The organism is Pseudomonas sp. PDM13, from assembly GCF_025685765.1.
Classification (GTDB): Bacteria; Pseudomonadota; Gammaproteobacteria; order Pseudomonadales; family Pseudomonadaceae; genus Metapseudomonas; species Metapseudomonas solani.
On record NZ_JAOTQU010000013.1, the window covers coordinates 91,085 to 116,510 of the forward strand.

Annotated in this window: 20 protein-coding genes and 1 pseudogene; 9 read left to right on the forward strand and 12 right to left on the reverse strand. The window is 68.1% G+C overall.

Annotated features, from left to right (window positions below; translation table 11 throughout):
- Positions 1-28: 28 nt before the first annotated feature.
- The 3 genes from OEJ36_RS15265 (at position 29) to OEJ36_RS15275 (ending at position 4,342) form a co-directional block, all read left to right on the forward strand.
- On the forward strand, positions 29-1,408 hold the full coding sequence (locus OEJ36_RS15265) for a sodium:solute symporter (RefSeq protein ID WP_263402204.1): 1,380 nt from the start codon (positions 29-31) through the stop codon (positions 1,406-1,408).
- Between the two features lie 105 nt (positions 1,409-1,513).
- Positions 1,514-3,115 carry a 5-guanidino-2-oxopentanoate decarboxylase gene (locus OEJ36_RS15270; RefSeq protein WP_263402205.1) on the forward strand — a complete coding sequence of 534 codons (1,602 nt, stop codon included), beginning with the start codon at positions 1,514-1,516 and terminating at the stop codon, positions 3,113-3,115.
- 501 nt (positions 3,116-3,616) lie between these two features.
- Complete coding sequence (locus OEJ36_RS15275) at positions 3,617-4,342, forward strand: MBL fold metallo-hydrolase (protein WP_263402206.1); 726 nt, start codon at positions 3,617-3,619, stop codon at positions 4,340-4,342.
- Between the two features lie 28 nt (positions 4,343-4,370).
- Here the strand turns inward: OEJ36_RS15275 and OEJ36_RS15280 are convergent, their stop codons facing one another.
- The 3 genes from OEJ36_RS15280 to OEJ36_RS15290 all read right to left on the reverse strand — a co-directional run bounded on the left by OEJ36_RS15280 (position 4,371) and on the right by OEJ36_RS15290 (position 6,688).
- Positions 4,371-4,505 carry a PA1414 family protein gene (locus OEJ36_RS15280; RefSeq protein WP_021222823.1) on the reverse strand — a complete coding sequence of 45 codons (135 nt, stop codon included), beginning with the start codon at positions 4,503-4,505 and terminating at the stop codon, positions 4,371-4,373.
- A gap of 139 nt (positions 4,506-4,644) precedes the next feature.
- A complete protein-coding gene (locus tag OEJ36_RS15285) occupies positions 4,645-5,937 on the reverse strand; it encodes a PQQ-dependent sugar dehydrogenase (RefSeq protein WP_263402207.1) in 1,293 nt (430 codons plus the stop codon).
- A gap of 124 nt (positions 5,938-6,061) precedes the next feature.
- Positions 6,062-6,688: a cysteine hydrolase family protein gene (locus OEJ36_RS15290; RefSeq protein WP_263402208.1), complete on the reverse strand. Its 627-nt coding sequence runs from the start codon at positions 6,686-6,688 to the stop codon at positions 6,062-6,064.
- A gap of 120 nt (positions 6,689-6,808) precedes the next feature.
- Between OEJ36_RS15290 and OEJ36_RS15295 the strand changes: the two genes are divergently transcribed.
- Entirely contained in the window at positions 6,809-7,765 is a 957-nt protein-coding gene (locus tag OEJ36_RS15295) for a helix-turn-helix domain-containing protein (protein ID WP_263402209.1), read from the forward strand.
- Between the two features lie 601 nt (positions 7,766-8,366).
- Here the strand turns inward: OEJ36_RS15295 and ptrR are convergent.
- Positions 8,367-9,239 carry a putrescine utilization regulator PtrR gene (ptrR, locus tag OEJ36_RS15300; RefSeq protein ID WP_263402210.1) on the reverse strand — a complete coding sequence of 291 codons (873 nt, stop codon included), beginning with the start codon at positions 9,237-9,239 and terminating at the stop codon, positions 8,367-8,369.
- Positions 9,240-9,341: 102 nt separating this feature from the next.
- Between ptrR and OEJ36_RS15305 the strand changes: the two genes are divergently transcribed.
- The gene (locus OEJ36_RS15305; protein ID WP_263402211.1) at positions 9,342-10,511 is read left to right on the forward strand and encodes an MFS transporter; all 1,170 of its coding nucleotides are present in this window, start codon (positions 9,342-9,344) and stop codon (positions 10,509-10,511) included.
- A 156-nt stretch (positions 10,512-10,667) separates the two neighbouring features.
- Here OEJ36_RS15305 and map read toward each other — a convergent pair whose 3' ends face one another.
- The 7 genes from map to OEJ36_RS15340 form a co-directional block, all read right to left on the reverse strand.
- The gene (gene map / locus OEJ36_RS15310) at positions 10,668-11,459 is read right to left on the reverse strand and encodes a type I methionyl aminopeptidase (protein WP_263402212.1); all 792 of its coding nucleotides are present in this window, start codon (positions 11,457-11,459) and stop codon (positions 10,668-10,670) included.
- A complete protein-coding gene (locus OEJ36_RS15315; RefSeq protein WP_021221539.1) occupies positions 11,456-11,677 on the reverse strand; it encodes a ParD-like family protein in 222 nt (73 codons plus the stop codon). Before OEJ36_RS15315 ends, map begins: the two co-directional genes overlap by 4 nt.
- Positions 11,678-11,839: 162 nt before the next feature.
- Positions 11,840-12,925 (reverse strand): extracellular solute-binding protein, encoded by a 1,086-nt coding sequence (locus OEJ36_RS15320; protein ID WP_184488987.1) that lies wholly within the window; start codon positions 12,923-12,925, stop codon positions 11,840-11,842.
- Positions 12,922-13,962, reverse strand: coding sequence for a histone deacetylase family protein (locus tag OEJ36_RS15325; protein WP_263402213.1), 1,041 nt, complete (start codon positions 13,960-13,962; stop codon positions 12,922-12,924). Before OEJ36_RS15325 ends, OEJ36_RS15320 begins: the two co-directional genes overlap by 4 nt.
- Before the next feature lie 483 nt (positions 13,963-14,445).
- A complete protein-coding gene (locus tag OEJ36_RS15330; RefSeq protein ID WP_263402214.1) occupies positions 14,446-15,465 on the reverse strand; it encodes an AraC family transcriptional regulator in 1,020 nt (339 codons plus the stop codon).
- A gap of 13 nt (positions 15,466-15,478) precedes the next feature.
- A complete protein-coding gene (aceK, locus tag OEJ36_RS15335; protein ID WP_263402215.1) occupies positions 15,479-17,209 on the reverse strand; it encodes a bifunctional isocitrate dehydrogenase kinase/phosphatase in 1,731 nt (576 codons plus the stop codon).
- A 114-nt stretch (positions 17,210-17,323) separates the two neighbouring features.
- Positions 17,324-18,238 carry a LysR family transcriptional regulator gene (locus OEJ36_RS15340; RefSeq protein WP_263402216.1) on the reverse strand — a complete coding sequence of 305 codons (915 nt, stop codon included), beginning with the start codon at positions 18,236-18,238 and terminating at the stop codon, positions 17,324-17,326.
- Between the two features lie 106 nt (positions 18,239-18,344).
- On the opposite strand from OEJ36_RS15340, the gene OEJ36_RS15345 reads away from it, so the two are divergent.
- Together OEJ36_RS15345 and OEJ36_RS15350 are read left to right on the forward strand one after the other, a co-directional pair.
- Entirely contained in the window at positions 18,345-20,087 is a 1,743-nt protein-coding gene (locus OEJ36_RS15345; protein WP_263402217.1) for an amidohydrolase, read from the forward strand.
- A gap of 102 nt (positions 20,088-20,189) precedes the next feature.
- Positions 20,190-20,933, forward strand: coding sequence for a TorF family putative porin (locus tag OEJ36_RS15350; protein ID WP_263402218.1), 744 nt, complete (start codon positions 20,190-20,192; stop codon positions 20,931-20,933).
- A gap of 216 nt (positions 20,934-21,149) precedes the next feature.
- Here OEJ36_RS15350 and OEJ36_RS15355 read toward each other — a convergent pair.
- Positions 21,150-22,065: pseudogene (locus OEJ36_RS15355) on the reverse strand (LysR family transcriptional regulator).
- Positions 22,066-22,172: 107 nt separating this feature from the next.
- On the opposite strand from OEJ36_RS15355, the gene OEJ36_RS15360 reads away from it, so the two are divergent.
- Positions 22,173-23,915 (forward strand): amidohydrolase, encoded by a 1,743-nt coding sequence (locus OEJ36_RS15360; RefSeq protein WP_263402219.1) that lies wholly within the window; start codon positions 22,173-22,175, stop codon positions 23,913-23,915.
- Between the two features lie 249 nt (positions 23,916-24,164).
- Positions 24,165-25,073 (forward strand): DMT family transporter, encoded by a 909-nt coding sequence (locus OEJ36_RS15365; protein ID WP_184488996.1) that lies wholly within the window; start codon positions 24,165-24,167, stop codon positions 25,071-25,073.
- Positions 25,074-25,426 lie beyond the last annotated feature (353 nt).

Sequence of the window (25,426 nt, forward strand, 5' to 3'; positions counted from 1 at the left end):
ACAACAATGAGAAAGAGAGAGCTGAACAATGGCCTTGGATATCTTCGTCGTACTCATCTACGCCGCCGGCATGCTCCTGCTGGGCTGGTTCGGCATGCGCCGCGCCAAGAACCATGAGGAGTTCCTGGTGGCCGGGCGCAACCTCGGCCCGGCCTTCTACATGGGCACCATGGCCGCCACCGTGCTCGGCGGTGCCTCCACCGTCGGCACCGTGCGCCTGGGCTACGTCCATGGCATCTCCGGCTTCTGGCTCTGCGCCGCACTGGGCGCGGGCATCATCGTGCTCAACCTGTTCCTCGCAAAGCCGCTGCTGAAGCTGCGCATCTTTACCGTCACGCAGATCCTCGAGCGCCGCTACACGCCCATGGCGCGCCAGGCCAGCGCGGTGATCATGTTCGCCTACGCGCTGATGATCGGCGTGGTCTCCACCCTGGCCATCGGCACGGTGATGGAAGTGCTGTTCGGCCTGCCGTTCTGGGTCTCGGTGCTGCTCGGCGGCGGCGTGGTGGTGGTGTACTCCACCGTGGGCGGCATGTGGTCGCTGACCCTGACCGACATCGTGCAGTTCATCATCAAGACCGTGGGCCTGATGTTCGTGCTGCTGCCGATCTGCCTGTACCGCGTGGGCGGCTGGGACGAGCTGGTGGCCAAGCTGCCGGCCACCGCGTTCAACTTCACCACCATCGGCTACGACACGATCATCACCTACTTCCTGATCTACTTCTTCGGCATCCTCATCGGCCAGGACATCTGGCAGCGCGTGTTCACCGCGCGCAGCGAGGGCGTGGCCAAGTACGCCGGCAGCGTCGCCGGTATCTACTGCGTGCTCTACGGCCTGGTGGGTGCGCTCATCGGCATGTGCGCCAAGGTGCTGCTGCCGGACCTGGAAAACGCCAACAACGCCTTCGCCGCCATCGTCCAGTCGGCCCTGCCGGACGGCATCCGTGGCCTGGTGATCGCCGCCGCCCTGGCGGCGATGATGTCCACCGCCAGCGCCGGCCTGCTCGCCGCCTCCACCACCATCACCGAAGACCTGCTGCCGCGCCTGCGCAACGGCAAGCCGTCGAGCCTGCCCCTGACCCGCCTGCTGACCCTGCTCACCGGCGTGGCCGTGCTGGTCATCGCGCTGATCGTCAACGACGTGCTCGGCGCCCTGACCCTGGCCTACAACCTGCTGGTGGGCGGCATGCTCATCCCGCTGCTGGGGGCCATCTACTGGAAGCGCGCCACCACCGCCGGCGCCATCGCCAGCATGAGCCTGGGCTGCATCACCGCCCTGGCCTTCATGTTCAAGGATGGCCTGGAAGCCAACACCCCGATCTACTACAGCCTGAGCGTCGGCCTGGTCAGCTTCGTGCTGGTCAGCCTGCTGTCCCGTCGCCCGGCGGCCAGCACCAGCCTGGCCTGAGTTTGCGTGAACGGCCGCCCATCCCGACGGCCACCCTTGAATTCCGGCCTGCGCCCGCAGGCCGGGATTCGTTTTATTCGAGACCGGAAGAGCAAGGAACCTGCCATGACCACCTGCGGTGAATTCCTCGTCAAACAACTGCAAGCCTGGGGCGTCGACACCGTGTTCGGCATCCCCGGCGTGCACACCGTCGAGCTGTATCGCGGCCTGCCCGGCAGCGGCATCCGCCACATCACCCCGCGCCACGAACAGGGCGCCGGCTTCATGGCCGATGGCTACGCACGCGTCTCCGGCAAGCCGGGCGTGTGCTTCATCATCACCGGCCCGGGCATGACCAACATCACCACCGCCATGGGCCAGGCCTACGCCGACTCCATCCCCATGCTGGTGATTTCCAGCGTCAACGAACGCTCGCGCCTGGGGCTGGGCAACGGCTACCTGCACGAGCTGCCCAACCAGTGCGCCCTGGTGGCCGGTGTCGCCGCCTTCAGCCACACCCTGATGAACGTCGAGGAGCTGCCGGCCGTGCTGGCCCGCGCCTTCGCCGTGTTCGACAGCCAGCGCCCGCGCCCGGTGCACATCGAGCTACCGCTGGACATCATCACCGCGCCCGCCGAGCACCTGCAGGTGCAGCCCCGCCCTGCCCTTTCGCGCCCGGCCCCGGCCATGGCCCAGTTGCGCGAGGCCGCCAGCCGCCTGCGCAACGCCAAACGCCCGTTGCTGCTGCTCGGTGGCGGCTGCGTCGAGGCTCAGGCGGAAGCCCGCGCCCTGGCCACCGCGCTGGACGCTCCCACCGCGCTGACCATCAATGCCAAGGGCCTGCTGCAGCCCGACCACCCGCTGCTGGTGGGCAGCAACCAGTCGCTGATCCCGGTGCGCCAGCTGGCCCTGGAGGCCGACGTGGTGCTGGCCATCGGCACCGAGCTGGGCGAGACCGACTATGACGTGGTGTTCGACGGCAATTTCCGCATCGGCGGCGAGCTGATCCGCATCGACATCGACCCGCAGCAACTGGTGCGCAACCACGCCCCGGCTCTGGCCATCCACAGCGATGCGCGCCTGGCCATGCGCGTGCTGCTCGCCGAACTGCCGGCGCGCGAGGCCAGCACCAGCAGCCCGGGCGCCCAGCGCGCCGCCGGGGTGCGCGCGCAACTGGCCGAGGACTTCTCCGGCTGGGCCCATTACCGCCAGCTGTTCGATTGCATCCTCGAGACCCTGCCGGACGCCCGCTTCGTCGGCGACTCGACCCAGACCGTGTACAGCGGCAACCACCTGGTGGAGCTGGACGGCCCGCGTCGCTGGTTCAACGCCTCCACCGGCTACGGCACCCTGGGCTACGGCCTGCCGGCGGCCATCGGCGCCAAGCTGGCCGAACCGGGCCGCCCGGTGATCAGCCTGATGGGCGACGGCGGCATCCAGTTCACCCTGCCGGAACTGGCCAGCGCGGTGGAAGCGCGGGTCGGCGTGATCGTGCTGCTGTGGAACAACCAGGGCTACGGCGAGATCAAGCGCTACATGGAGCGCCGCGACATCACCCCGCTGGGCGTGGACATCTACACCCCGGACTTCATCGCCATCGCCCGCGGCTTCGGCTGCCTGGCGGAGAAGGCCCGCGACCATGCGCACCTGCAGGAACTGCTGCGCAATGCACCAGGCGACCGGCCGCTGATCATCGAGGTGGCCGAGGCCGCGCCCTTTGCGCCGTGAAGCCGAGCGGCTGCCGTAGAGCCCCGGGCTGAAGCCCGGGCTACGTTCTGCCACCTCCACCGCATGGGTTTCGCTCCGCTCTACCCATCCTACGAAAGTCCGTGCGCACCACGTGGTGATGTCTGGGCGAAGAAAGTTGGAGCAGCCGCCAACGCCCCTTCCCAGCAGGCCGAGCGAATCGTCGTGGAAGGGGTTGAGCGACATGGATGTCGCGAGAGCCGCGATGGGCCAGGGATGGCCCTTCGCGGCGTGCCCCTGGAACGATGATGGAGCGAGGGAAGTCTGGCTTCAGCCAGACCCGTATGGAGGGGCAAGCCCTTTTGGTTCCTTTTAAGGCGATTGTTAAAAGGGACTCGCCCGGGTGGGCGAAACCAAAAGCCTCAGCAAAACTCGGCAATCAGCTGGGCTCAATCCTCCAGCAGCACTTAACGCAGACACAGCCAAAGACATCGCACCACGGACAGGTATGCTGCCCCCACAACGACAACAAGGGAGCCCCCGATGAAGATCGTCAGCCGAGACCGCTGGTTCGAGGTCGAGCACCTCTATGACGGCGTGAGCCTGATCAGCGAGCCCTATGTGAGGCCCTTCTACCGCTGCAACCTGTGGCACGTGCAGGGCCGCGATCGCGATGTGCTGGTGGATTCGGGCTCCGGCCTGGTAAGCCTGCGCGAGCAGCTGCCCTGGCTCACCGAGCGGCCGCTGCTGGCGGTGGCCAGCCACACCCACTTCGACCATATCGCCGGGCACCACGAGTTCCCCGAGCGCCTGGTGCACCCCGCCGAAGCGGACATCCTCGCCACGCCGGACGGCGACAACACCCTGGCCCGGGCCTTCGTGGGCGACGAGATGTTCGAGGCCCACCCGGACTGCCCGCTGTGCTACGCCGAGTACCGCGTCAAGGCGGCGCCGGCCACGCGGCTGATCGAAGAAGGCGATGTGCTGGACCTGGGGGACAGGACGCTCGAGGTGCTGCACACCCCCGGGCATTCACCCGGCGGCATCAGCCTGTGGGAAGCGCGGACCGGCACCCTGTTCAGCGGCGATATCGTCTATGACGGGCCGCTGATCGAGGACGCCTACCACTCGAATCTGGATGACTACGCGAAGAGCCTCGCACGGCTGCGCGACCTTCCGGTTCGCACCGTGCATGGCGGGCATTTCCCGAGCTTCTCCGGGGAGCGCCTGCGCGAGCTGATCGGCGCCTGGTTCAAGGCGCACCACTGAGCGCGCAAGGCGCTGCGGAACCGGCGCCCTAGCGGCGCCGACGCTGCTCGGCCAGGCGACGTTGCTCGTCGCTGCGAACGGGGATGGGTTGCAGGCGCGGACGCTCGGTCAGCCCAAGGGTCACGGACAACTGCCAGGCGATATGGCTCAGCCAAGCTTTCATGGGCCCCTCCAGTCGATCAAAAGGTTGGTCGGGCGGCCCGAGACAGGTTGGCCGCCCTCGACGAACGGAACGATTCCGCTGCCAAGTACAGAGTAGCCCCGCCTCGCCAAAGCGAAAATGCCCTGGATCAAATTTCACCTCAGGGAATGGCGCGAACCTGCCACAAGCTGTTTCCGGCGTCGTCCGCCACCAGCAGCGCGCCGCTGGGCAGCACCGCGATGCCCACCGGGCGGCCGTAGACCTCGGCCTTCTCCGCGTCCTTGACGAAACCGGTGAGGAAATCCTGCGGCGCGCCATTCGGCTCGCCATCCTTGAAGGGCACGAACACCACCTTGTAGCCGGAGAGCACGCTGCGGTTCCACGAGCCGTGCTGGCCGATGAAGGCGCCTTCGCGGTAGCGCTCGGGGAAGGCCTGCTGGGTGTAGAAGGCCAGGCCAAGGGAGGCGGTATGGGCGCCGAGGCCGAGCTCCGGCTTGCGCGCCTTGGCCACCAGGTCCGGGCGCTTGCCGGCCAGGCGCGGGTCTTCGTTGGCGCCGAAGTAGGCGTAGGGCCAACCGTAGAAGGCGCCCTGCTCCACCTTGGCCAGGTAGTCCGGCACCAGGTCCTCGCCGAGGTTGTCGCGCTCGTTGACCACCGTCCACAGCTGCTGGGTGCCCGGCGCCCAGCCCATGCCCACCGGGTTGCGCAGGCCGCTGGCGAAGATGCGCTCGCCGCTGCCGTCGGGGTTGATCTCGAGGATGTTGGCGCGGCGCTCCTCCTCCTGCATGCCGTGGTCGCCCAGGTTGCTGGCCGAGCCCACCGAGATGTACAGCTTGGAGTTGTCGGCGTTGGCGAGGAGGTTGCGCGTCCAGTGGTTGTTGTAGCCGCCGGCCGGCAGGTCGAGGATCTTCTCGCCCTTGCCGTGGATCTTCAGGTCGCCCGGCTGGTAGGGGTAGCGCCACAGCGCATCGGTGTTGGCCACGTAGAACCAGTCGCCCACCACCTGCATGCCCAGGGGCTGCTTGAGGCCGTCGAGGAAGATCACCCGCTGCTCGGCCACGCCGTCGCCGTCGGTGTCCCGCAGCAGGGTGATGCGGTCGGCGCTCTTGCCGTAGTTCTGCGATTGCAGCTTGCCGTCCTTGCGCGCCTTTTCCTTGGCCTTGTCGTCCTTCAACTCGGTGTTGGCCTCGGCCACCAGCACATCGCCATTGGGCGTCACGTACAGCCAGCGCGGGTTGTTCAGCTCGCCGGCGTAGCGGTTGACGCGAAAGCCCGGCGGCGCCTGGGGCGTGCGCCCTTCGGCCCAGCCCTGGACCTTGCTGTAGTTCTTCACCTTGTGGGTCGGGTCCGGCGTTGGCAGTTCCTCGGCACGGGCGAAGCCCGCCAGGACGATCACCAGGAACAGCCCGGCGGCAAGGCTGAATACGACGTTCAGGGGGTTGGGCTCGCCCATGGCTCGGTCCTTTTCGTATGAGGGGCAACATTGCATCGACCGAGCCCCGCGCCCTTTGTTCAGGGAGAATTTCACCCCGCCAACAGGCCCGCCCCAGAGCGCCCGGGGCGGGCCTGCCGCTGCGTCAGCCGCGCGCCTTCACCGCACGCTGGTTGGAGAGGTAGAGGTTGTCCGGCTGCAGCGCCTCGCGGGTGGCGACGGCGTCGACCCACTGCTCGGTGCTGGCCACGGCGGCAAAACCCGTGTGGGAGACCAGGGTGAACACGCGGTGGATCTCCTCGGCACTGGCCGAGCCGAACGCATTGGCGAAGGGCACCGAGCCCGTGGCGTCGTGCAGCAGCTCGACATTCCAGCCCTCGTGGCGGGCCTGGCGGGCGGTGGATTCGTCGCAGTGCTGGGTCATGTAGCCGACGATGGTCAGGGTGTCGATGCCGCGCTCGCGCAGCCAGGGGCCCAGGTCGGTGCCGGTCAGGGCGCTGGGCAGGGCCTTCTGCACCCGATGGTCGTGGGCACGGTCGGCCACCTGCGCGTGCAGCTCGGCACCGCGGCTGCCCCGGGCGAAGATCGGCGAATCCTCCGGCGCCAGGTGCTGCACCAGCACCACGGGGATGCCGGCGGCAGTGGCGGCGTCCATCGCCCGGCCGATATTGGCCAGGGACTGGTCCACGGGCGGGTATTCGATCAGCAGATCGCCGCTGACGTATTCGTTCTGCACATCGATGACGATCAGCGCACGCTTCGGCTGGGACATGGTGGAGCTCCTTGTTGTGGGTGGGTTGGTGCGCATTCTTTGCCCTGCCGACCCCAGCCGGTGAGTGGCCCGACTGCCAACTTCCGCTAATATCGGGCCAACCCCAAGGAGCCCCCGCCCATGCAGGAACACGTGATAGTCGTGGTCGCGTTCGACCGCATCATCCCTTTCCACCTCTCCGTGCCCTGCCTGGTGTTCGGCGAAACCTGCCCGGAGATGGCGCCCTTCGACCTGCGCGTGTGCGCCGCCGAACCGGGGCCGCTGCGCACCACGGCGGGCTTCTCCATCGCCGTCGACCTCGGCCTGGAGGCCATCGCCAGCGCCGACACGGTGATAGTGCCCAGCTGGCGCCGCCCCGACGAACGCCCGCCGCAGGCCTTGCTGGACGCCCTGGTCGCCGCCCACGGGCGCGGCGCGAAGATGGTCGGCCTGTGCCTGGGCGCCTATGTGCTGGCCGAAGCCGGCCTGCTCGATGGCCGCCGCGCCACCACCCACTGGGCCTGGGCCCGCGACTTCGCCGAGCGCTACCCGCAGGTGCAGCTGGACCCGGACGTGCTCTACCTCGAAGACGGCGAGCTGCTGACCTCGGCCGGCACCGCCGCCGGCATCGACTGCTGCCTGCACCTGCTGCGCCAGCACTGCGGCGCCGAGACTGCCAACCGCGTAGCCCGGCGCCTGGTGGTGCCGCCCCACCGCCAGGGCGGCCAGGCGCAGTTCATCGAGCAACCCCTGCCTACGAGCCCGCGCGACGACCGCCTCACCTGCGTGCTGGATTGGGTGCGCAGCAACCTGGAGCAGGAGCACAGCCTCGACAGCCTGGCCCAGCGCGTGCTGATGAGCCGGCGCACCTTCAGCCGCCACTTCCGCCAGCTCACCGGCAGCACCCTCGGCGACTGGCTGCTGGCCGAGCGCCTGGCCCTGACCCAGCGCCTGCTGGAGAGCACCGACCAGAGCGTGGAGAAGATCGCCACCCTCGCCGGCTTCGGCTCCCCCGTCTCCCTGCGCCACCACTTCGGCCGCGCCTTCGGCGTCTCGCCCTCGGCGTGGCGGCAGAGTTTCCAGGGAAGTGTGGCGTAACGCTCACCGTAGGTTGGCGCCGAGCACAGCGAGGCCCAACGCTGGGTGTCGGGCCTCGTGCAAGGGTCGAGTCTTATCGCGGATGAATCCGCTCCCACGATCTGGCAGCGCTGAGCGAATGAATTGGCTCTGTCTGCGTTAAGTGTTGCTAGAGGATTTGAGTCCAGCTGATTGCCGAGTTTTGTTGACGCTTCTGGTTTCGCCCACCCGGGCGAGTCCCTTTTCCAATCGTTGAAAAGGAACCAAAAAACTTGCCCCTCCATACGGGTCTGGCTGAAGCCAGACTTCCCTCGCTCCATCATCGTTCCAGGGGCACGCCGCGAAGGGCCATCCCTGGCCCATCGCGGCTCTCGCGACATCCATGTCGCTCAACCCCTTCCACGACGATTCGCTCGGCCTCCTGGGAAGGGGCGTTGGCGGCTGCTCCAACTTTCTTCGCCCAGAACATCACCACGTGGTGCGCACGGACTTTCGTAGGATGGGTCGGGCGGCGTTCCGCGAGCGAAGCGAAACCCATGCTGCCGCACGTACCCTTCGCGGATGAATCCGCTCCCACGATCTGGCGCCGCTGGGCGAATGAATTCGCCCCTACAGGCAATGGTTACGCGGGTTGCATGGGCGCCACGCCCATCACCTCGATCCAGGCCTTGAGGTTGGCGCCGAGCATGCCCTTGCGCCACATCAGCCAGGTGGTGGTGTGGTCGAAGGGTTCGGCCAGGTGGTGCACCGCCACCGCTTCGCGGCCGGGCAGGGTCTGCAGCATGGACAGCGGCATCAGCGCCACGCCGCCACCGGCGACCACGCAGGCGAGCATGCTGTGGTAGGACTCGATCTCCATGATCTGCCCCATGGGCACCCGCGCGGCGGCGAACCAGCTTTCGATGCGTTTGCGGTAGGAACAGCGCGGGCGGAAGCTGTACACCGCCTCGCCCAGCACATCCGCCGCCGAGACCACCGGGGCGTGGCCGAGGCTGGTGATGAGCACCAGGGTTTCCTCGAACAGCGGCAGGCCGTCCAGCTCGGCGTAGTCCATGGGGCCGTCCACCAGCGCCGCGTCCAGCTTGCCGCTGACCAGACCCTCGATCAGCTCGCCGCTGGGCAGCGTCTGCACCTGCAGGTTGACCGCCGGCCAGGCCCGGCGGAAGCGCGCCAGCATCCCCGGCAGGTGGATGGCAGCGGTGCTGTACATGGAACCGATGACGAAATCGCCCGCCGGCTCGCCTCCCTTGAGTGCCGCCTCCGCCTCGGCCTGCAGCTTGAACATGCGCTCGGCGTAGCCCAGCAGCACCTTGCCTGCGGCGGACAGCTGCAGGCGCTGGCGTTCGCGGAGGAACAGGTCCACGCCCAGGGCTTCCTCCAGCTGGCGCAGGCGGGTGGACAGGTTCGACGGCACGCGGCTCATGCGCACCGCGGCCTTGGCGATGGAGCCTTCCTCGGCGACCGCCTGGAAGATGCGCAGCTGGCTGAGTTCCATGGCAAGAATTCTCTTTAGTTGAACAAGTTGTTCTTTATTATTCGTTTTAACTGAACAAGTCAAAACCCTAGCATGGCTTCCATCGTCACCCCGGAGGCCGCCATGTCGCCCATCATCCGCATCCTCGCCAGCATCCTCGCCCTGTTCGTCGCCATGGGCGTGGGGCGCTTCTCGCTTACTCCGCAGTTGCCGCACCTGATCGCCGAAGGCCAGGTCGACCTCACCGGCGCCGGGCTGATCGCCGCCGCCAACTACCTCGGCTACCTGGTGGGCGCCCTCGACGCCCTGCGCGCCACCGCCCCCGAGCAGGCACGGCGCCGCCTGTTCGGCGGGCTCTGGACCGGCGTCGCCATCACCCTCGCCTCCGCCTGGGCGTTCGGCTTCTGGCCCCATGTGGCGCTGCGCTTCGCCGCCGGCGTGGCCAGCGCCTGGGTGCTGGTGGTGCTCACCGCCCTGGCCGCCCAGGTGGCGGTGCAGGCCGGTCGACCACGCCTGGCCGGGCTGATCTTCACCGGGCCGAGCCTGGGCGTGCTGGCCACCGGGCTGATGGCCCTGGCGCTCAACCTGCTGGGCCAGGGTTCGTCCAGCGCCTGGCTGCTGTATGGCGTCACCGCGCTGATGCTGACCGCAGCCATCCACCCGCTGCTGCCGCGTCCTCAGGCCCGCGCCGATACCGTGCCGCAGCAGGCGGGCCCGCGCCCGAAGGCCTTCTACCCGCTGCTGGTGGCGTACTCGCTGGTGGGCATCGGCTACATCATCCCCGCCACCTTCCTCTCGCAGATGGCCGCCGCGCAGTTCCACGGCCAGTGGCTGGCCGACCTGTTCTGGCCCGCCTTCGGGCTGGTCGCCACCCTCGGCGTGCTGCTGGTGAGCCTGCGCCGCCCGGGTTCCGGCAACACCGGCCGCTGGCTGGTGGGCGCGTTGTGGTTGCAGGCATTCGGTGTGCTGGCCTGCCTGTTCCCGGGCATGGCCGGGCTGGCCCTGGGGGTGATCTTCTGCGGTGGGCCCTTCCTCGCCAGCATGCTGCTGGTGATGCAACGGGCCCGGGAGATCGACCCGCTGGGCCACGCCCGCAATGTCGGCCTGCTCACCGCCGGCTTCGCCCTGGGCCAGCTCGGCGGCCCGCTGCTGGCAGCCCTGAGCAGCCACATCAGCGGCGGCCTGCGCCCCGCCCTGCTGCTCGCCGCCGGCGCCCTGCTGCTGGCGGGTGGGTTGATGCTGAAGGCGCGGGAAGAGGTGAAAGTGGAAACCGTGGCGGCGTGCCGGGGGTAAGTGACAGGCCGCCGCGCATCGTAGGTTGGGTTGAACCTTGTAGGTCGGGTGCAACCCGACAGGGCCGTGCGCCAAGGCAACGCGGGTTTCACCCGCCCTACGGGGAGCCCCTTGCGCAACGCGCTCCCGGGCTGAAGCCCGGCTACAGGTTGTCTGCTACGGCGTCGCCGGGAAGGCGTCGCGCTCTTCCTCGCGCAGGGTGAGCACGCGGAAGCCGGTTTCGGTGACGAGGATGGTGTGTTCGAACTGAGCCGAGAGGCTGCCGTCGCGGGTGATGACGGTCCAGCCGTCGGCGAGGGTGCGGACGCTGCGGCGGCCCTGGTTGATCATCGGTTCGATGGTGAAGGTCATGCCCGGCTGCAGGCGCAGGCCCGTGCCGGGATGGCCGACGTGGACCACCTGCGGGCTTTCGTGCATCTGCCGGCCGATGCCGTGGCCGCAATACTCGATCACCACCGAGTAGCCCGCCTCCTCGGCACGGCTCTGGATGGCGTGGCCGACGTCGCCCAGCGTGGCGCCGGGGCGAACCAGGCGGATGGCGTCGTAGAGGCACTGCTGGGTCGTGTGCACCAGGCGCCGGGCGTCGTCGCTGATGGCGCCGAGGCAGTACATCTTGCTAGTGTCGCCGTAGAAGCCGTCCTTGATCACCGTGACGTCGACGTTGACGATGTCGCCCTCCTGCAACACCTCCTCCGCCGAGGGCCAGCCGTGGCAGACCACCTGGTTGACCGAGGTGTTGACGGTGAAGGGGTAGCCGTACTGGCCCTTGCTGCCGGGGATGGCCTGCAGGGTTTCGACTATGTAGCGCTCGGCGAAGGCGTCGATCTGCGCGGTGGTGACGCCGGGGACGATGAAATCATCCAGCGCCTCCAGCACCCGTGCCGCCAGGCGGCCGGCGACGACCATGCGCTCGACCTCGGCGGCGTTCTTGATGGTGACCTTGCTCACTCCACGGCCTCCACCGGTGGCGCGGCGGAGAGTTCCAGCTCGCGGGCCTCTTCCATCAGGCGCTTGATGATGTCGGCGTAGGTCAGCTCCGGCTGGGCCTCGGCGAGCATGCCGATGCGCATCCAGTGCTCGGCCTGGGCGTTGATGGAGCGGGACATGGCGCGGCAGGCGATGCGCGCCTCTTCGTGCAGTACATCGGAAATCTTGACGATACCCATGGCAATCGATCCATATACGAAACGCTACATAACATAGCATTTCATTTTGGAATCGCAAATGAGAAAGGGCCGCGGTGCGGCCCTTCCCCGTGCCCCCATCACCTTCGGTGACGATGGGTTTCGCTTCGCTCTACGCCATCCTACGAGGCGAGTGCGGGCGCCTCAGGTACCGGTCTTGATCTTGGTCCAGGTGCGGGTACGGATGCGCTCCAGCTTGGGCGGCAGCATCTCCACCGAGAACAGCTTGGCCTGCACCTCCGCCGGCGGGTAGACGTTGGGGTTGTCACGCAGGGTGGCGGAGATGAGGCCGTCCGCCGCCTGGTTGGGGTTGGCGTAAGCCACGTGGTCGGAGATGGGCGCCACCACTTCCGGGCGCAGCAGGTAGTTGAGGAAGGCATGGGCCTGCTCGACGTTCTGCGCGTCCCTGGGGATGGCCAGCACGTCGAACCAGGCGGCGGTGCCTTCCTTGGGAATACGGTATTCCACCTTCACCCCGTTGCCGGCTTCCTCGGCACGGGCGGCGGCCTGCATGGCGCCGCCGGACCAGGCCAGGGCGACGCAGATTTCGCCGTTGGCCAGGTCGCTGACGAACTTCGAGGAGCTGAAGTAGGTGACGCTCGGGCGCAGGCGGGTGAGCAGTGCCTCGGCCTTGGCGTAGTCGTCGGGGTTGCGGCTGTTGGGCGGCAGGCCCAGGTAGTGCAGCACCTCGGGGATCACCTCGGTGGGCGAGTCGAGGAAGGCCACGCCGCACTGCTTGAGCTTGGCCAGGTTGTCGGGGTTGAAGATCAGCTCCCAGGAGTCCACCGGCGCGTTCTCGCCCAGTACCGCGCGCACCTTGTCGAGGTTGTAGGCGATGCCGTTGGTGCCCCACATGTAGGGCATCACGTACTGGTTGCCCGGGTCCTTGGCGGCCAGCACCTTGAGCAGCGCCGGGTTGAGGTTCTTCCAGTTGGGCAGCTTGCTCTTGTCCAGGGGCTGGAACACGCCGGCCTTCATGTAGTTGGGCAGGAAGCCGTCGCTGGGCACCACCAGGTCGTAGCCGGAGTGGCCGGAGAGCAGCTTGGCCTCCAGCACCTCGTTGCTGTCGTAGACGTCGTACTTGGGGGTGATGCCGCTGTCCTTGCGGAAGTTCTCCAGGGTGTCCGGGGCGATGTAGTCGAACCAGTTGTAGATGCGCACCACCGGCTCGGCGGCGGCGTTGAGGGAGGCGCCCAGCAGCGCCAGGGCGACGAGATGGCGGGCGTTCATCGGGCCACCTCTTCATAGCCTTGCAGCACGTTGACGGCGTTCACCCCGATGGCCTCAACCGCGTAGCCGCCTTCCATGATGAAGAGCGTGGGTAGGCCGAGGGCGGCGATGCGCCGGCCCATGGCCAGGTAGTCGGGCGAGTCCAGCTTGAACTGGGAGATGGGGTCGTCCTTGTAGGTGTCGACGCCGAGGGAGATCACCAGCGCTTCGGGCGCGTAGGCGGCGATCTTGCGGCAGGCGTCTTCCAGGGCGGCGGCCCAGCCGTCCCAGCCGGTGCCGTGGGGCAGCGGGTAGTTGTGGTTGCAGCCGGCGCCAGCGCCTTCGCCGCGTTCGTCGGCGTGGCCCAGGTAGTAGGGGTATTCCACCAGCGGGTCGCCGTGGATGGAGGCGAAGAGCACGTCGTCGCGGCTGTAGAACAGTTCCTGGGTGCCGTTGCCGTGGTGGTAGTCGACATCGAGGATGGCCACGCGGCGCGCGCCCTGATCGATGAAGGCCTGGGTGGCGATGGCGGCGTTGTTGAAGAAGCAGTAGCCACCCATGAAGTCGCTGCCGGCATGGTGGCCCGGCGGGCGGCACAGGGCGAAGACGGTGTTGGCGCCGTTGCGCATGTGGTCCTGGGCGGTGAGCGCGACCTGCGCCGAGCTGTACACGGCCTGCCAGGTGCCGGCGGTGATGGGGGCCTCGGTGTCGAAGCAGTAGTGGCCGAGCTGGCCGTGCAGCGCCGTGGGGATGGGGCCGTCGCGGCGCAGGCGGCGCGCGGGGAAGGTGCTCGGCAGCATGTCGCAGCTGTGGCCTTCGGCGGCCCAGCGCGCCCAGGCGCCCTTGAGGAAGTCCACGTAGGCGGCGTCGTGCACCCGCAGGATGGGTTCCAGGCCGAAGTCACGGGGCTCGATCACCTCCCCCAGCGCCTGGTGGCGCACCCGCGCCAGCACGGTGTCCGCGCGGCTGGGCATCTCGAAGCAGGGCTGGAGCTTGCCATCCACCAGTTCGGACTGGCCGAAATGGAGACGGTGGTCGTCGCTGTACACGGTCAGCATGCCGGGAACCTCATCTTGTTATTGGTGGATGGATTCTGTGGCGGATCGAGGCCCCTTGCGCAGGGGGACGGGTGGCCAATAGGGGATCGAAATGGCCAATCTGACTGGCCATGACGTTACGCATGGACGGGCGCCGACAAAAGACAACGCGGGTTTCACCCGCCCTACCCGGGCTGCGCTCGGCGCCGATCGATGCGTAGGGTGGATGGCGCTCTTTTCATCCACCGGCGGTGTCGACGGGAAACACGGTAACGAGCGACCTGCAACAGAGCGCCTTTGTAGGTCGGGTGCAACCCGACAAGGCAATGTGGGGGGCGGGGCATGGAAGCGGTGGGCTGAAGCCCACCCTACATATTGAAGCGGAGCGCCGCCCGGCCCACCTGCGCGTCACGGGTGGATTCAGCGCGATTGGGGGCTCCGCTTGGTGGATGAGAAAAGCGCCATCCACCCTACGCACCTGGGCCGTAGATGTCGGTGTTGGCGTCAGCCGCGGAACTGGCTGGGGGGTTGGCCGCTCCAGCGCTGGAAGGCGTGGCGCAGGCTGGCGGTTTCGCTGAAGCCGAGTTCCTCGGCGATGCGGTAGATGGGCAGCTCGCCCTGTTGCAGCAGTTCCTTGGCGCGGGCGAAGCGCAGGTCGTCGAGCAGTTGCTGGTAGCTGGTCTGCTGCTGGGCAAGGTGGCGGCGCAGGCTGCGGGCGGAGCAGTTCATGGCGCGGGCCAGCTCCTCCAGCCCCGGCGGCGCAGCCAGGCGCTGGGCGAGCAGGTCGCGCACGCGCTCCAGCCAGGCGCGGCGGGTGGCGAACTCGGCGTTCTGCCGGCGGCACTGTTCGAGCATTTCCCGGTGGGTGACCGGGTCGGCCAGGGGCAGCGGGCGCTCCAGCCATTCGCGGGGGAAGCCGAAGCCGCTGCGCGCACGGCCGAAGCGCGGGGCGCGGTCGAAGGCCTGGCGGTAGAGCGGCGCGGCGCCGGGGGGCTCGGGGTAGTCCAGCTCCAGCGCGGCCACCGGCAGCGGCTGGCCGAGCAGGTCGGCACAGGTCACCCGTAGCGAGCCGAGGCAGAGTTCGGTGTTGAAGGGTTTCAGCGCCTCGCGCTCGCCGTAGCCGCTGGCCAGCAGCCAGGCCAGGTCGCCCTCCTCCACCAGGCGCAGGTGGAAGTAGGTGCCCAGCAGTACCGGGTAGCCCAGGCCGATGCGCAGGGCCTCGCCCAGGGTGGGCGCGGAGAGCAGCGCGTAGCCCAGCAGGCCGTAGGCGGAGATGCGTGTGCGCTGGCCCAGCTCCAGCCCCAGCGCCGGGGTGTCGGCGAGGCGCAGGGCGTTGGCGAACACCTGCTGCTCCTGCCCGGGGTTGATCAGCCGCTGCAGGGCGCGCAGGTCGTCTTCGGTGATGCCGCTGCCTTCCAGCAGGCTGGCGGCGTCGATGCCGCGCTCACCGAGGCAGGCCACGGTGAGCGTCGACATGTGCAGCGAGTTGAGCCAGGTGGCCCGGGAGAACAGCGAGTCGCCCATGGCCTTCAGGCCGTCACTGGATGGAGTCCGGGCGTTCCTTGCGCCGGTAGGGGAAGACGTCGATCACCTTGCCGGCGCGGATGGCGTCCTGGAGGCTCTTCCAGTAGTCGGCGTCGTAGAGGTCGCCGTGCAGCTGGTTGAACAGCTTGCGCTGGCCGAGATCGGCGAACAGGAAGCGCGGGAACTCCTCGGGGAACACGTCGTGCGGGGCCACCGAGTACCAGGGCTCGGAGGACATCTCGTCCTCGGGGTAGCGCGGCGGCGGGATGAAGCGGAAGTTGACCTCGGTGAGGTAGCTGATCTCGTCGTAGTCGTAGAACACCACGCGGCCGTGGCGGGTGACGCCGAAGTTCTTCAGCAGCATGTCGCCGGGGAAGATGTTGGCGGCGGCCAGCTGCTTGATGGCCAGGCCGTAGTCGTCCAGCGCCTCGCGCACCTGGGGTTCGCTGGCGCTTTCCAGGTAGATGTTCAGCGGGGTCATGCGGCGCTCGGTCCAGCAGTGGCGGATGAGCACGGTGTCGCCTTCCAGCTCGACGGTGGAGGGTGCCACCTCCAGCAGCTCGGCCAGGCATTCGGGCTCGAACTTGGCCTTGGGGAAGCGGAAGTCGGCGAACTCCTGGGTATCGGCCATGCGCCCGACGCGGTCGACGCTTTTCACCAGGCGGTACTTCTCGATCACGGTGTTGCGGTCGACGTTCTTCGACGGCGAGAAGCGGTCCTTGATGATCTTGAACACGGTGTTGAAGCCCGGCAGCGTGAACACGCTCATGACCATGCCGCGCACGCCCGGCGCCATGATGAAGCGGTCGTCGGTGTTGGCCAGGTGGTTGATCAGGGCGCGGTAGAACTCCGACTTGCCGTGCTTGTAGAAGCCGATGGAGGTGTACAGCTCGGCGATGTGCTTGCCCGGCAGGATGCGCTTGAGGAAGCTGACGAACTCCGCCGGCACCGGCACGTCCACCATGAAGTAGGAGCGGGTGAAGGAGAAGATGATCGAGACGTCGGCTTCGTCGGTGATCAGCGCGTCCACCTGGATGCCCTTGCCCTCGCGGTGCAGCAGCGGGATGACCAGCGGCCACTGCTCGTCGCGGGTGTAGATGCGGCCCACCAGGTAGGCGCCCTTGTTGCGGTAGAGGGTGGAGGAGAACAGCTCGACGCAGAGCTCCGGGTCCTTGATCACCCAGTCCGGCAGGCTGTCGCGCAGCTGGGCCACCAGGCGTTCGAGGTCGCGGTCCAGGTCATCGAAAGGTACGGCGAAGCGGTAGTCGTCGAGGATCTGCAGCAGCGCCGCCTTGAGGTCGCCGCGCGGGTGGTAGCTGCGGGTCTGCGGGGCACGTTCGTGGGCACGCAGGGACGGCCGCGTGGTGTGGATGAACATGCAGCCGTCGCTGATCTGGTCATGGCTGAACAAGCCGCAGAAGATCGAGTTGAACCAGGTTTCCGAGAGCTCGTCGTCGAAGCGCAGGTCGATCAGCTTGATGTAGGCGCTCTTGACCAGCGGCCAGAGCTGCACGTCCAGCAGCACCTCTTCATCGAAGGCGCTGCGCAGGCGCTCGCTGACTTCGCTGACCTTTTCTTCGTAGAGGGCGATCCGCGCGGCGGCCGCCTGCTGGATTTCCTGCCACTGCGCCTGCTCGAAGCGGGCACGGGCGCCGTCGGTGATCTGACGGAAATGTTCACGGTAGTCGTCGAAACCATCGAGGATCAGTCGCGCGATATCTGCGGCCGGCCATTGCTGCGCCATGGGGAACACTCAGCTGGGAATTCGGAAGACGGAGCTTAGCCACAGCCCGCGCCGAAAAAAAGCTCCCGCTGCATCGGCCCCGGCCGGACCGCTTGCGACCGGCTGGTCATGGGCTCAGGCCAGGCCCCGTGTAGCGAGGAACGCCGCCAGGTAATCGATGAACGCCAGCACCTTGCCGGTAGCCCGGCGATGGCTGGGGTAGACGGCGAGTATCTGGTCGCCGAAGGCGTCCGGGTCGATCTCGTGGTCGGGCAGCAGGCGCACCAGGCGGCCGTCGGCGATGTAGGGGGCCGCGCTCCACAACGGGGTGTGCAGCACGCCGACACCGGCCAGGGCATTGGCCAGCAGCAGGTCGTAGTTGTCGCTCTCCAGCCGCGGCGCGGCGGGCTGGGCCAGGCGCGTGCGCTGGCCGTCGCACTCCACCCACCAGTACTGCCGACTCAGCGCCGGGTGGCGGTAGGCCAGCCAGTCGTGGCGCTCGAGATCATCGAGCGTCGGCATGCCCTTGCGTGCCAGGTAGGCGGGGCTGGCGCAGAGGGCCAGGCGGTTGCGCCCGACCACCCGGGCGATGAGCCCCGGCAGGTCGCTTTGCCCTTCGCGCAGGGCCAGGTCGTAGCCGGCCTCCACCAGGTCGACGAAGGCGTCGCAGAGGTCCACCCGCAGGCTGATCTGCGGGTAGGCCTCGAGGAAGCCGGCGCAGACGTCATCGAGAAAGGCGCGGCTGAAGGCCAGGGGCGCGGTCATCCGCAGGCTGCCCTGCAGGCCGTGCTGCAGCTGGCCGATTTCTTCGCCGACGTCGTGCAGGCGCTGCAGCAGCTGGCGCGCGGTGTCCAGGTAGAGGCGCCCTGCTTCGGTGAGGACGATGCGCCGGGTGCTGCGCTCGAACAGGCGTGCGCCCAGCTCGGCCTCCAGGTGGCTGACGGCCTTGGTCAGGGCCGAGGGGGTCTTGCCCAGTTGCTCGGCGGCACGGCTGAAGCTGCCCTGTTCGGCGGTGGCGACGAACATGGCGATGGCACCGAGCTTGTCCATGGTTTTTCCATTCAGGCAAAAGGGTTTTGCACGCTGCCGGCGTTCTGCCAGCCCAGGGGAGCCGCTAGTCTCGCTGGCAGACCGATAAAAACAAAGGGGGGAGCCCGTGAAAAACTTCGTTCCACGACTACTGGCCGCTGCGGTGGCTTTTTCCTCGATGGAAGCCATGGCCGGCGCCGATATGGTGCTGTTCAACGGCAAGGTGTTCACCGCCGACAAGGCCCGGCCCATGGTGCAGGCCATCGCCGTTGAGAACGGCAAGGTGCTGGCGGTGGGCAGCGATGCCGAGATCCAGGCCCTGGCGGACGCCTCCACCCAACGCATCGACCTGGCCGGCAAGGCGCTGATGCCGGGCCTGATCGACACCCACTCCCACGCCATCTTCGGCGGCCTGGAGATGTCCACCGCCAACATGGGCGATGAGCAGGTGAGCCTGGAAGAACTGGAAAAACGCCTGCGCGGCTGGCGCGACGACGGCACCGCGCGCCACGGCGACACCCTCTACGTGGGCGGCATGACCTCCGCCTACTGGGCCCAGGCCGACGCCATGGGCCAGCGCTTCGACCAGGGCGAATGGGCCGGCGTGCCCATCGTCTTCGTCGGCAGCGACCACCACACCGCCTGGGCCAACGCCGCCATGCGCAAGCGCGCCGGCATCGACGCCAAGCTGGTCGCCGCCCTGCCCGAGGCCGAGCGCGACACCATCGGCCTGGGCAAGGACGGCGCGCCCAACGGCTTCCTGGTGGACGCCGGCTGGGACCGCGTCGCCGCCGTGCTGCCGCCCATCGACCCGGCCCTGCTGCTGCGCGCCGGCAAGAATGCGGTGCGCACCAACAACAGCCTGGGCATCACCGCCTGGATGGACCCGGCCGCCAATGGCGCCCCCGGCGAACCGCTGTTCAACCTCAAGCCCACGGAGAAGTCCGTCGGCGTGCTGCCGGTGTACAAGGCGCTGGCCGAGAAGGGCAAGCTGACCGCCCACGTCGCCGCGCTGCTGGTGGCCCACCCGAAGAGCCGCCCCGCCGACCTGGACACCCTGGAGAAGGTGCGCCAGCAGTTCCAGGGCATCGACAACCTGAGCCTGCCGGGGATCAAGATCTTCGCCGACGGCGTGCTGGAGTACCCGGCGCAGAGCGCAGCGCTGATCGACCCGTATAGCAACAGCCACAAGCAGGGCGAGCTGCTGATCGACCCGGCGCACTTCGGCGAGCTGGTCAGCGCGGCGGACGCCCGTGGCTGGCTGGTGCACATCCACGCCATCGGTGACCGCGCGGTGCGCGAGGCACTCAACGGCATCGAGCAGGCGCGCAAGGACCGGCAGAGCGGCGTGGTGCATTCCATCACCCACCTGCAGCTGGTCAACCCCAAGGAGTTCGCGCGCTTCAAGCCGCTCAACGTGATCGCCTCCATGCAGCTGCTGTGGGCCGCCGGCGACGACTACACGCTGGACATGGTCAAGCCCTACGTCAGCGCCTTCGCCTTCCGCTACCAGTACCCGGCGCATTCGCTGCTGCAACAGGGCGCGACCATCGCCGGCGCCAGCGACTGGCCGGTGTCCTCGCCCAACCCCTGGGCGGCCATGGCCCAGGCGGTGACCCGCGAGGGCGAGAAAGGCGTGCTCAACGCCGAGGAGCGCCTGGACCGCGAGACCATGTTCTACGCCTACACCCTCAACGCCGCCCGGACCATCGGCCAGGAGAAGAGCATCGGCTCGCTGGCCGCCGGCAAGCAGGCCGACTTCATCGTCCTCGACCGCGACGTGTTCAAGGTGGACGCCAAGGCCCTGGCCGAAACCCAGGTGCTCAAGACCTACTTCGGCGGCCGCGAGATCTACGCCCCCGCCCCATAACAACAACTGCACCACCGGTGATGCCTGGCCCCCGCTGCATGGGGGTCGGGCGGAGCCTTGCCCTTCATCTGCCCATAACAACCACAAGATCGGGAATCCACCATGAAGCGTTCCACCACCCTCCTCCTCGCCGGCCTCGCGCTGACCCCGCTGTGCAGCCAGGCCGCGCTGCCGATCACCGACGACTTCGCCGTGCAGATCGACCTCAACCTGGCCAGCGACTACCGCACCCGCGGCATCTCCCAGACCCAGGGCGACCCCGCCGCCCAGGCCGGCGCCACGCTGCTGCACTCCAGCGGCCTGTATGCGGGGGCCTGGACCTCCAACGTCGACTTCGGCTTCGGCCTCAAGACCCGGCAGGAAGTGGACTACTACGCCGGCTGGTACTGGCAGGCCACGGACGATGTGAGCCTGGACCTGGGCGTGATCAAGTACGCCTACCCGAAGGAGAGCCAGTTCAACCAGAGCGAGGTGTACGCCATCCTCAGCGCCTACGGCTTCAAGGCCGCGGCCTATTACTCGGACGACGCGCCGAACATCATCGGCGAGGACCAGGACACCCTCTACACCTGGGTCGGCTACGAGACCCAGCTGCCCCTGGAGGTGGGCCTGGAGTTGCGCTACGGGCGCATGGACTTCAAGGACCCGCTGTTCTGGTCGCGCAGCGGCACCGGCAGCGAGTCGTACCGCGAGTGGGAAGCCAAGCTGACCCGTGACTTCCTCGGCGTCACCTGGGGCCTCGCCTACGTCGACACCAACCTCTCGGAAAGCCAGTGCGCCAGCAACTACGGCTTCACCGACACCTGCAGCGCGACGGTGGTGGCGAGCGTCAGCAAGTCGTTCTGATGGCCCGGTGCGTTGCCCCCAGGCAACGCACACCGGTCCGCCTGTAGGGGCGAATTCATTCGCCCAAGGCGCGCGCAGCGTGCCCGCGATAGACCGCATGGGTTTCGCTGCGCTCTACCCATCCTACGAGGCAGCCCCACCACCCGGAGCGCACGCCACACACCTCGTGGGAGCGAATTCATTCGCGATGGATCGACACCGATCCACCACCCGCCCTCAGCCGATGCCCCGCTCCTGCATATAGCCTTCGAGCATGTCGATGAACGCCCGGACCTTGCGCGTACGCCGGCGGTGGGAGAGGTAGAGCACGTGCACCCAGGGGCCGAAGACATCGGGCTCCAGCAGGTATTCGGGCATCACCCGCAGCAGTTGGCCGCTGGCCAGATAAGGCTTGGCGCTCCAGCGCGGGAGCGGCTGCAGGCCGTGGCCGCGCAGCAGGCAGGCGAGCAGGAAGTCGTAGTTGTCGCTGGCCAGGTGCGCCACCGGGTGGGCCAGGCGGATGCGCTCCTCGCCCAGGCGCAGCCACCAGAAGTGCCGGTTGAGCATGGGGTGCTGGAAGATCAGCCAGTCGTGCTGCTGGAAGTTCTCCAGGGTCACCCCCCATGCCCTTGCGCTCCAGGTAGGCCGGGGTGCAGCACAGGTAGACGCTGTTATCGGCCAGGGGCCTGGCGATCAACCCCGGCAGGTCGGTGGGGCCGTCGCGCAGGGCCAGGTCATAGCCGCCGTCGATGAGGTCGACGAAGGCGTCGTTGAGGTCCACCTCCAGACGCACCTGGGGATGGGCGTCCATGTAGCGGCAGCAGACCTCATTGAGAAAGGCCGGGCCGAAGGACGGCGGCGCGGTGAGGCGCAGGGTGCCGCGCAACTCGTGCTGCAGCTGGTCCACTTCCTCGCCGGCCAGTTGCAGTTGCATCAGTGCCTGGCGCGCACCTTCCAGGTAGATGTGCCCGGCTTCGGTCAGCGCCATGCGCCGGGTGGTGCGTTCGAACAGGCGCACCCCCAACTCGGATTCCAGGTGGCCCACCGCCTTGGTCAGCGCCGAGGGCGTCTTGCCCAGTTGCTCGGCCGCGCGGCTGAAGCTGCCGTGCTCGGCGGTGGCGATAAACATCGAGAGGGCACTGAGCTTGTCCATCGACCTGTTCCGATCCGGCATAGAAGTTGTGCGCGAACATAGCATTCTGCCGCCGCCCCGGCTTGGTTAGGCTCAGCGCCATACCAACAAAAACCGGAACCCAGCCGATGAAGCGCCTCGCCCCCACCCTCCTCGCCACCGCCCTGATCTGTGCCTCCATGGAAAGCATGGCGGCGGTGGACCTGATCCTGCACAACGCCAAGGTCTACACCGCCGAGCCCGGCCAGCCCCTGCAGCAGGCCGTGGCCGTGGAGGACGGCAAGATCCGCGCGGTGGGCAGCGACGCCGACATGCTGCGGCTGAAGGAAGCCGGCACCCGCGTGGTCGACCTGGGCGGCAAGGTGCTGATGCCCGGCTTCGTCGACTCCCACTCCCATGCGGTCATGGGCGGCCTGGAGCTGGCGTCGGCTACCGTCGACACCCAGCTCCTGCCCATGGACGAGCTGGAGCGGCGCCTGCGCCAGTGGCGCGACGACGGCAAGGCACGCCAGGGCGATATCCTCAGCGTCGGCGGCCTGCCCTCGGCCTACTGGAGCCAGGTGGCGGAGTTCGAGCGGCGCTTCAACCAGGGCGAATGGAAGGACGTGCCCATCGCCTTCATCGGCTGGGACCAGCACACCGGCTGGGTCAACCAGGCCATGCTGAAACGCGCCGGCATCGACGCCAATACCGTGAAAGCCCTCAAGGGCGAGCAGCTGGCCACCGTCGGCCACCACGAAGACAAGCGCCCCAACGGCTTCCTCGCCGACGCCGGCCTCGACCCGGTGCTGGCGCAATACCCGACGGCGACCCCCGAGCAATTGCTGGAGGCCGGCCGCGCGGCCCTGCGCTACAACCTCAGCCTGGGCATCACCGCCTGGATGGACCCGGCGGCCAACGCAGCCCCCGGCGAGCCGCTGTTCGACTTCAAGCCCACCGCCCAGACCCTCGGCATCCTGCCGGTGTACAAGGCCATGGCCGAGAAAGGCGAACTGACCGCTCACGTCGCCGCGCTGCTGGTGGCCCATCCGAAGAGCCGCCCCGCCGACCTGGACACCCTCGACCAGGTGCGCCGGCAGTTCCAGGGCGTGCCCAACCTGAGCCTGCCGGGCATCAAGATCTTCGCCGACGGCGTACCCGAATACCCGGCGCAGACCGCCGCCCTGCTGGAGCCCTACAAGAACTCCAGGAAGTACGGCGAGCTGCTGATCGACCCGGCGCACTTCGGCGAGCTGGTCAGCGCGGCGGATGCCCGGGGCTGGCTGGTGCACGTGCACGCCATCGGTGACCGCGCGGTGCGCGAGTCCCTCAACGGCATCGAGCAGGCACGCAAGGACCGGCACAGCGGCATCCCCCACTCCATCACCCACCTGCAGATGGTCAACCCCAAGGAGTTCGCCCGCTTCAAGCCGCTCGACGTGATCGCCTCCATGCAGCTCTACTGGGCCAGCGCCGACGACGCCACCCTGGACCTGGTGCAGCCCTACATCAGCGCCATGGCATTCCAGTACCAGTACCCGGCCCGCTCGCTGCTGAAGAACGGCGCCACCATCGCCGGCGCCAGCGACTGGCCGGTGACCACGCCGCAACCCTGGAAGGCGATCTACCAGGCCGTCAGCCGCAAGGGGCCCAAGGGCGTGCTCAACCCGAGCGAGGAGATCGACCGGGAAACCATGTTCCAGGCCTACACCCTCAACGCGGCGCGCACCATCGGCCTGGACCGGCAGATCGGCTCGCTGGCCCCCGGCAAGCAGGCCGACCTGATCCTGCTGGACCGCGACGTGTTCCAGGTGGAGCCCGAGGCCCTGCGCGACACTCAGGTGCTGAAGACCTGGTTCGGCGGCAAGGAAGTCTTCGAAGCCGCCCTGTAACGGCCCCGCCCCGACGCCCTTGTGGGAGCGGAGTCATCCGCGATGCCCCGCCCCACAACGCCGGGTTTCACCCGACCTACAACCGCCCCGCCCTTCGGGGCGAATTCATTCGCCCAACGAACCACCCTCCCCGCACAACGCCCAGCCCAGACGCCTTGCCAAACTGTGCCGCCGATTTGATCGCAAGTTGTCGATTGCACCGCTACCGGGGCGGCGTAAGCTGTGCCGCTCCTGCCTCGGAGCCACTCAATGAAACCCGCCGATCTCGTCCGCCTGCTGAGCCTCGCCGCCATCTGGGGCGCCAGCTTCCTGTTCATGCGCGTGCTGGTGCCGGTGATCGGCGCGCTGCCGACGGCGTTCTTCCGCGTGGCCATTTCGGCCATCGGCCTGGTGGCGATCCTGGCGCTGCTGCGGGTGACCTGGGACTTCCGCGGCAAGCTGGGCAAGATCCTGCTGATAGGCGTGGTCAGCTCGGGCATCCCCGCGGCCATGTACGCCCTGGCCGCCGAGGTGCTGCCGGCCGGCTACTCGGCCATCTTCAACGCCACCACGCCGCTGATGGGCGTGCTGATCGGCGGGCTGTTCTTCGGCGAGAAGCTGACCCTGCCCAAGGCCGCCGGCGTGCTGCTGGGCCTGGCCGGCGTGGCGGTGCTGACCGGTGCCGGGCCGGTGGCCTTCGACGCCGACCTGCTGCGCGGGGCCCTGGCCTGCCTGATGGCGACCACCTGCTACGGCTTCGCCGGCTTCTTCACCCAACGCTGGATCAACGATGCCGGCGGGCTCGACAGCGGCCTCTCGGCCTTCGGCGCCCAGGCCGGCGCCACCCTGTGCCTGTTGCCGATCTTCCTCGCCAGCAGCCACGCCATGCCCCTGGCGCCCCTCGCCGAACCCGGCATCTGGCTGGCCCTGGCCGGGCTGGGGCTGCTGTGCACCTCGTTCGCCTACGTCATCTACTTCCGCCTGATCGCCAACGTCGGCCCGGTGAAGACCATGACGGTGACCTTCCTCATCCCGCTGTTCGGGGTGTTCTGGGGGGCGCTGCTGCTGGACGAGTCGTTGTCCTGGGCGCACCTGCAGGGCGGCGTGCTGATCGCCCTGGCGCTTTGGCTGGTGCTGCGCCCGGCGGTGGCGGCGGTGAAGGTGGAGCAGGCGTCGTAGGTGGGTGCGGATTGGGGCGCCGTTGGCGAATACATTCGCTCTGTCTGCGTTAGCTGTTGTGGTTTTAAAGCAGGCTCTCAGGCACGTTGCGTTCCGGGCGCCCAAGAGCCTCTGCCACCTCCACTGCCTCCTCCACCGCATGGGTTTCGCTCCGCTCTACCCATCCTACGAAAGTCCGTGCGCACCACGTGGTGATGCGCTGGACGAAGAAAGTTGGAGCAGCCACCAACGCCCCTCCAGGAGGCCGAACGCAGTCGTTGCGCCGGGGGACGAGCGGCATGGATGCCGCGAGAGGCGCGCCAGGCCATGGATGGCCCATCGCGCCGGCCCCCAGACGCCGCTTGCGGCGAACG

What these genes read in the sequence shown, in the direction of transcription:
- OEJ36_RS15350 (WP_263402218.1), top strand. Translation starts at nt 20,190, where the DNA reads ATGAAGCGTTCCACCACCCTCCTCCTCGCCGGCCTCGCGCTGACCCCG.
- OEJ36_RS15330 (WP_263402214.1), bottom strand. Translation starts at nt 15,465, where the DNA reads ATGGGCGACTCGCTGTTCTCCCGGGCCACCTGGCTCAACTCGCTGCAC.
- OEJ36_RS15320 (WP_184488987.1), bottom strand. Translation starts at nt 12,925, where the DNA reads ATGAACGCCCGCCATCTCGTCGCCCTGGCGCTGCTGGGCGCCTCCCTC.
- OEJ36_RS15295 (WP_263402209.1), top strand. Translation starts at nt 6,809, where the DNA reads ATGCAGGAACACGTGATAGTCGTGGTCGCGTTCGACCGCATCATCCCT.
- OEJ36_RS15280 (WP_021222823.1), bottom strand. Translation starts at nt 4,505, where the DNA reads ATGAAAGCTTGGCTGAGCCATATCGCCTGGCAGTTGTCCGTGACCCTT.
- OEJ36_RS15360 (WP_263402219.1), top strand. Translation starts at nt 22,173, where the DNA reads ATGAAGCGCCTCGCCCCCACCCTCCTCGCCACCGCCCTGATCTGTGCC.
- ptrR (WP_263402210.1), bottom strand. Translation starts at nt 9,239, where the DNA reads ATGGAACTCAGCCAGCTGCGCATCTTCCAGGCGGTCGCCGAGGAAGGC.
- OEJ36_RS15290 (WP_263402208.1), bottom strand. Translation starts at nt 6,688, where the DNA reads ATGTCCCAGCCGAAGCGTGCGCTGATCGTCATCGATGTGCAGAACGAA.
- OEJ36_RS15285 (WP_263402207.1), bottom strand. Translation starts at nt 5,937, where the DNA reads ATGGGCGAGCCCAACCCCCTGAACGTCGTATTCAGCCTTGCCGCCGGG.
- OEJ36_RS15325 (WP_263402213.1), bottom strand. Translation starts at nt 13,962, where the DNA reads ATGCTGACCGTGTACAGCGACGACCACCGTCTCCATTTCGGCCAGTCC.
- aceK (WP_263402215.1), bottom strand. Translation starts at nt 17,209, where the DNA reads ATGGCGCAGCAATGGCCGGCCGCAGATATCGCGCGACTGATCCTCGAT.
- OEJ36_RS15270 (WP_263402205.1), top strand. Translation starts at nt 1,514, where the DNA reads ATGACCACCTGCGGTGAATTCCTCGTCAAACAACTGCAAGCCTGGGGC.
- OEJ36_RS15365 (WP_184488996.1), top strand. Translation starts at nt 24,165, where the DNA reads ATGAAACCCGCCGATCTCGTCCGCCTGCTGAGCCTCGCCGCCATCTGG.
- OEJ36_RS15340 (WP_263402216.1), bottom strand. Translation starts at nt 18,238, where the DNA reads ATGGACAAGCTCGGTGCCATCGCCATGTTCGTCGCCACCGCCGAACAG.
- OEJ36_RS15275 (WP_263402206.1), top strand. Translation starts at nt 3,617, where the DNA reads ATGAAGATCGTCAGCCGAGACCGCTGGTTCGAGGTCGAGCACCTCTAT.
- OEJ36_RS15265 (WP_263402204.1), top strand. Translation starts at nt 29, where the DNA reads ATGGCCTTGGATATCTTCGTCGTACTCATCTACGCCGCCGGCATGCTC.
- OEJ36_RS15305 (WP_263402211.1), top strand. Translation starts at nt 9,342, where the DNA reads ATGTCGCCCATCATCCGCATCCTCGCCAGCATCCTCGCCCTGTTCGTC.
- OEJ36_RS15315 (WP_021221539.1), bottom strand. Translation starts at nt 11,677, where the DNA reads ATGGGTATCGTCAAGATTTCCGATGTACTGCACGAAGAGGCGCGCATC.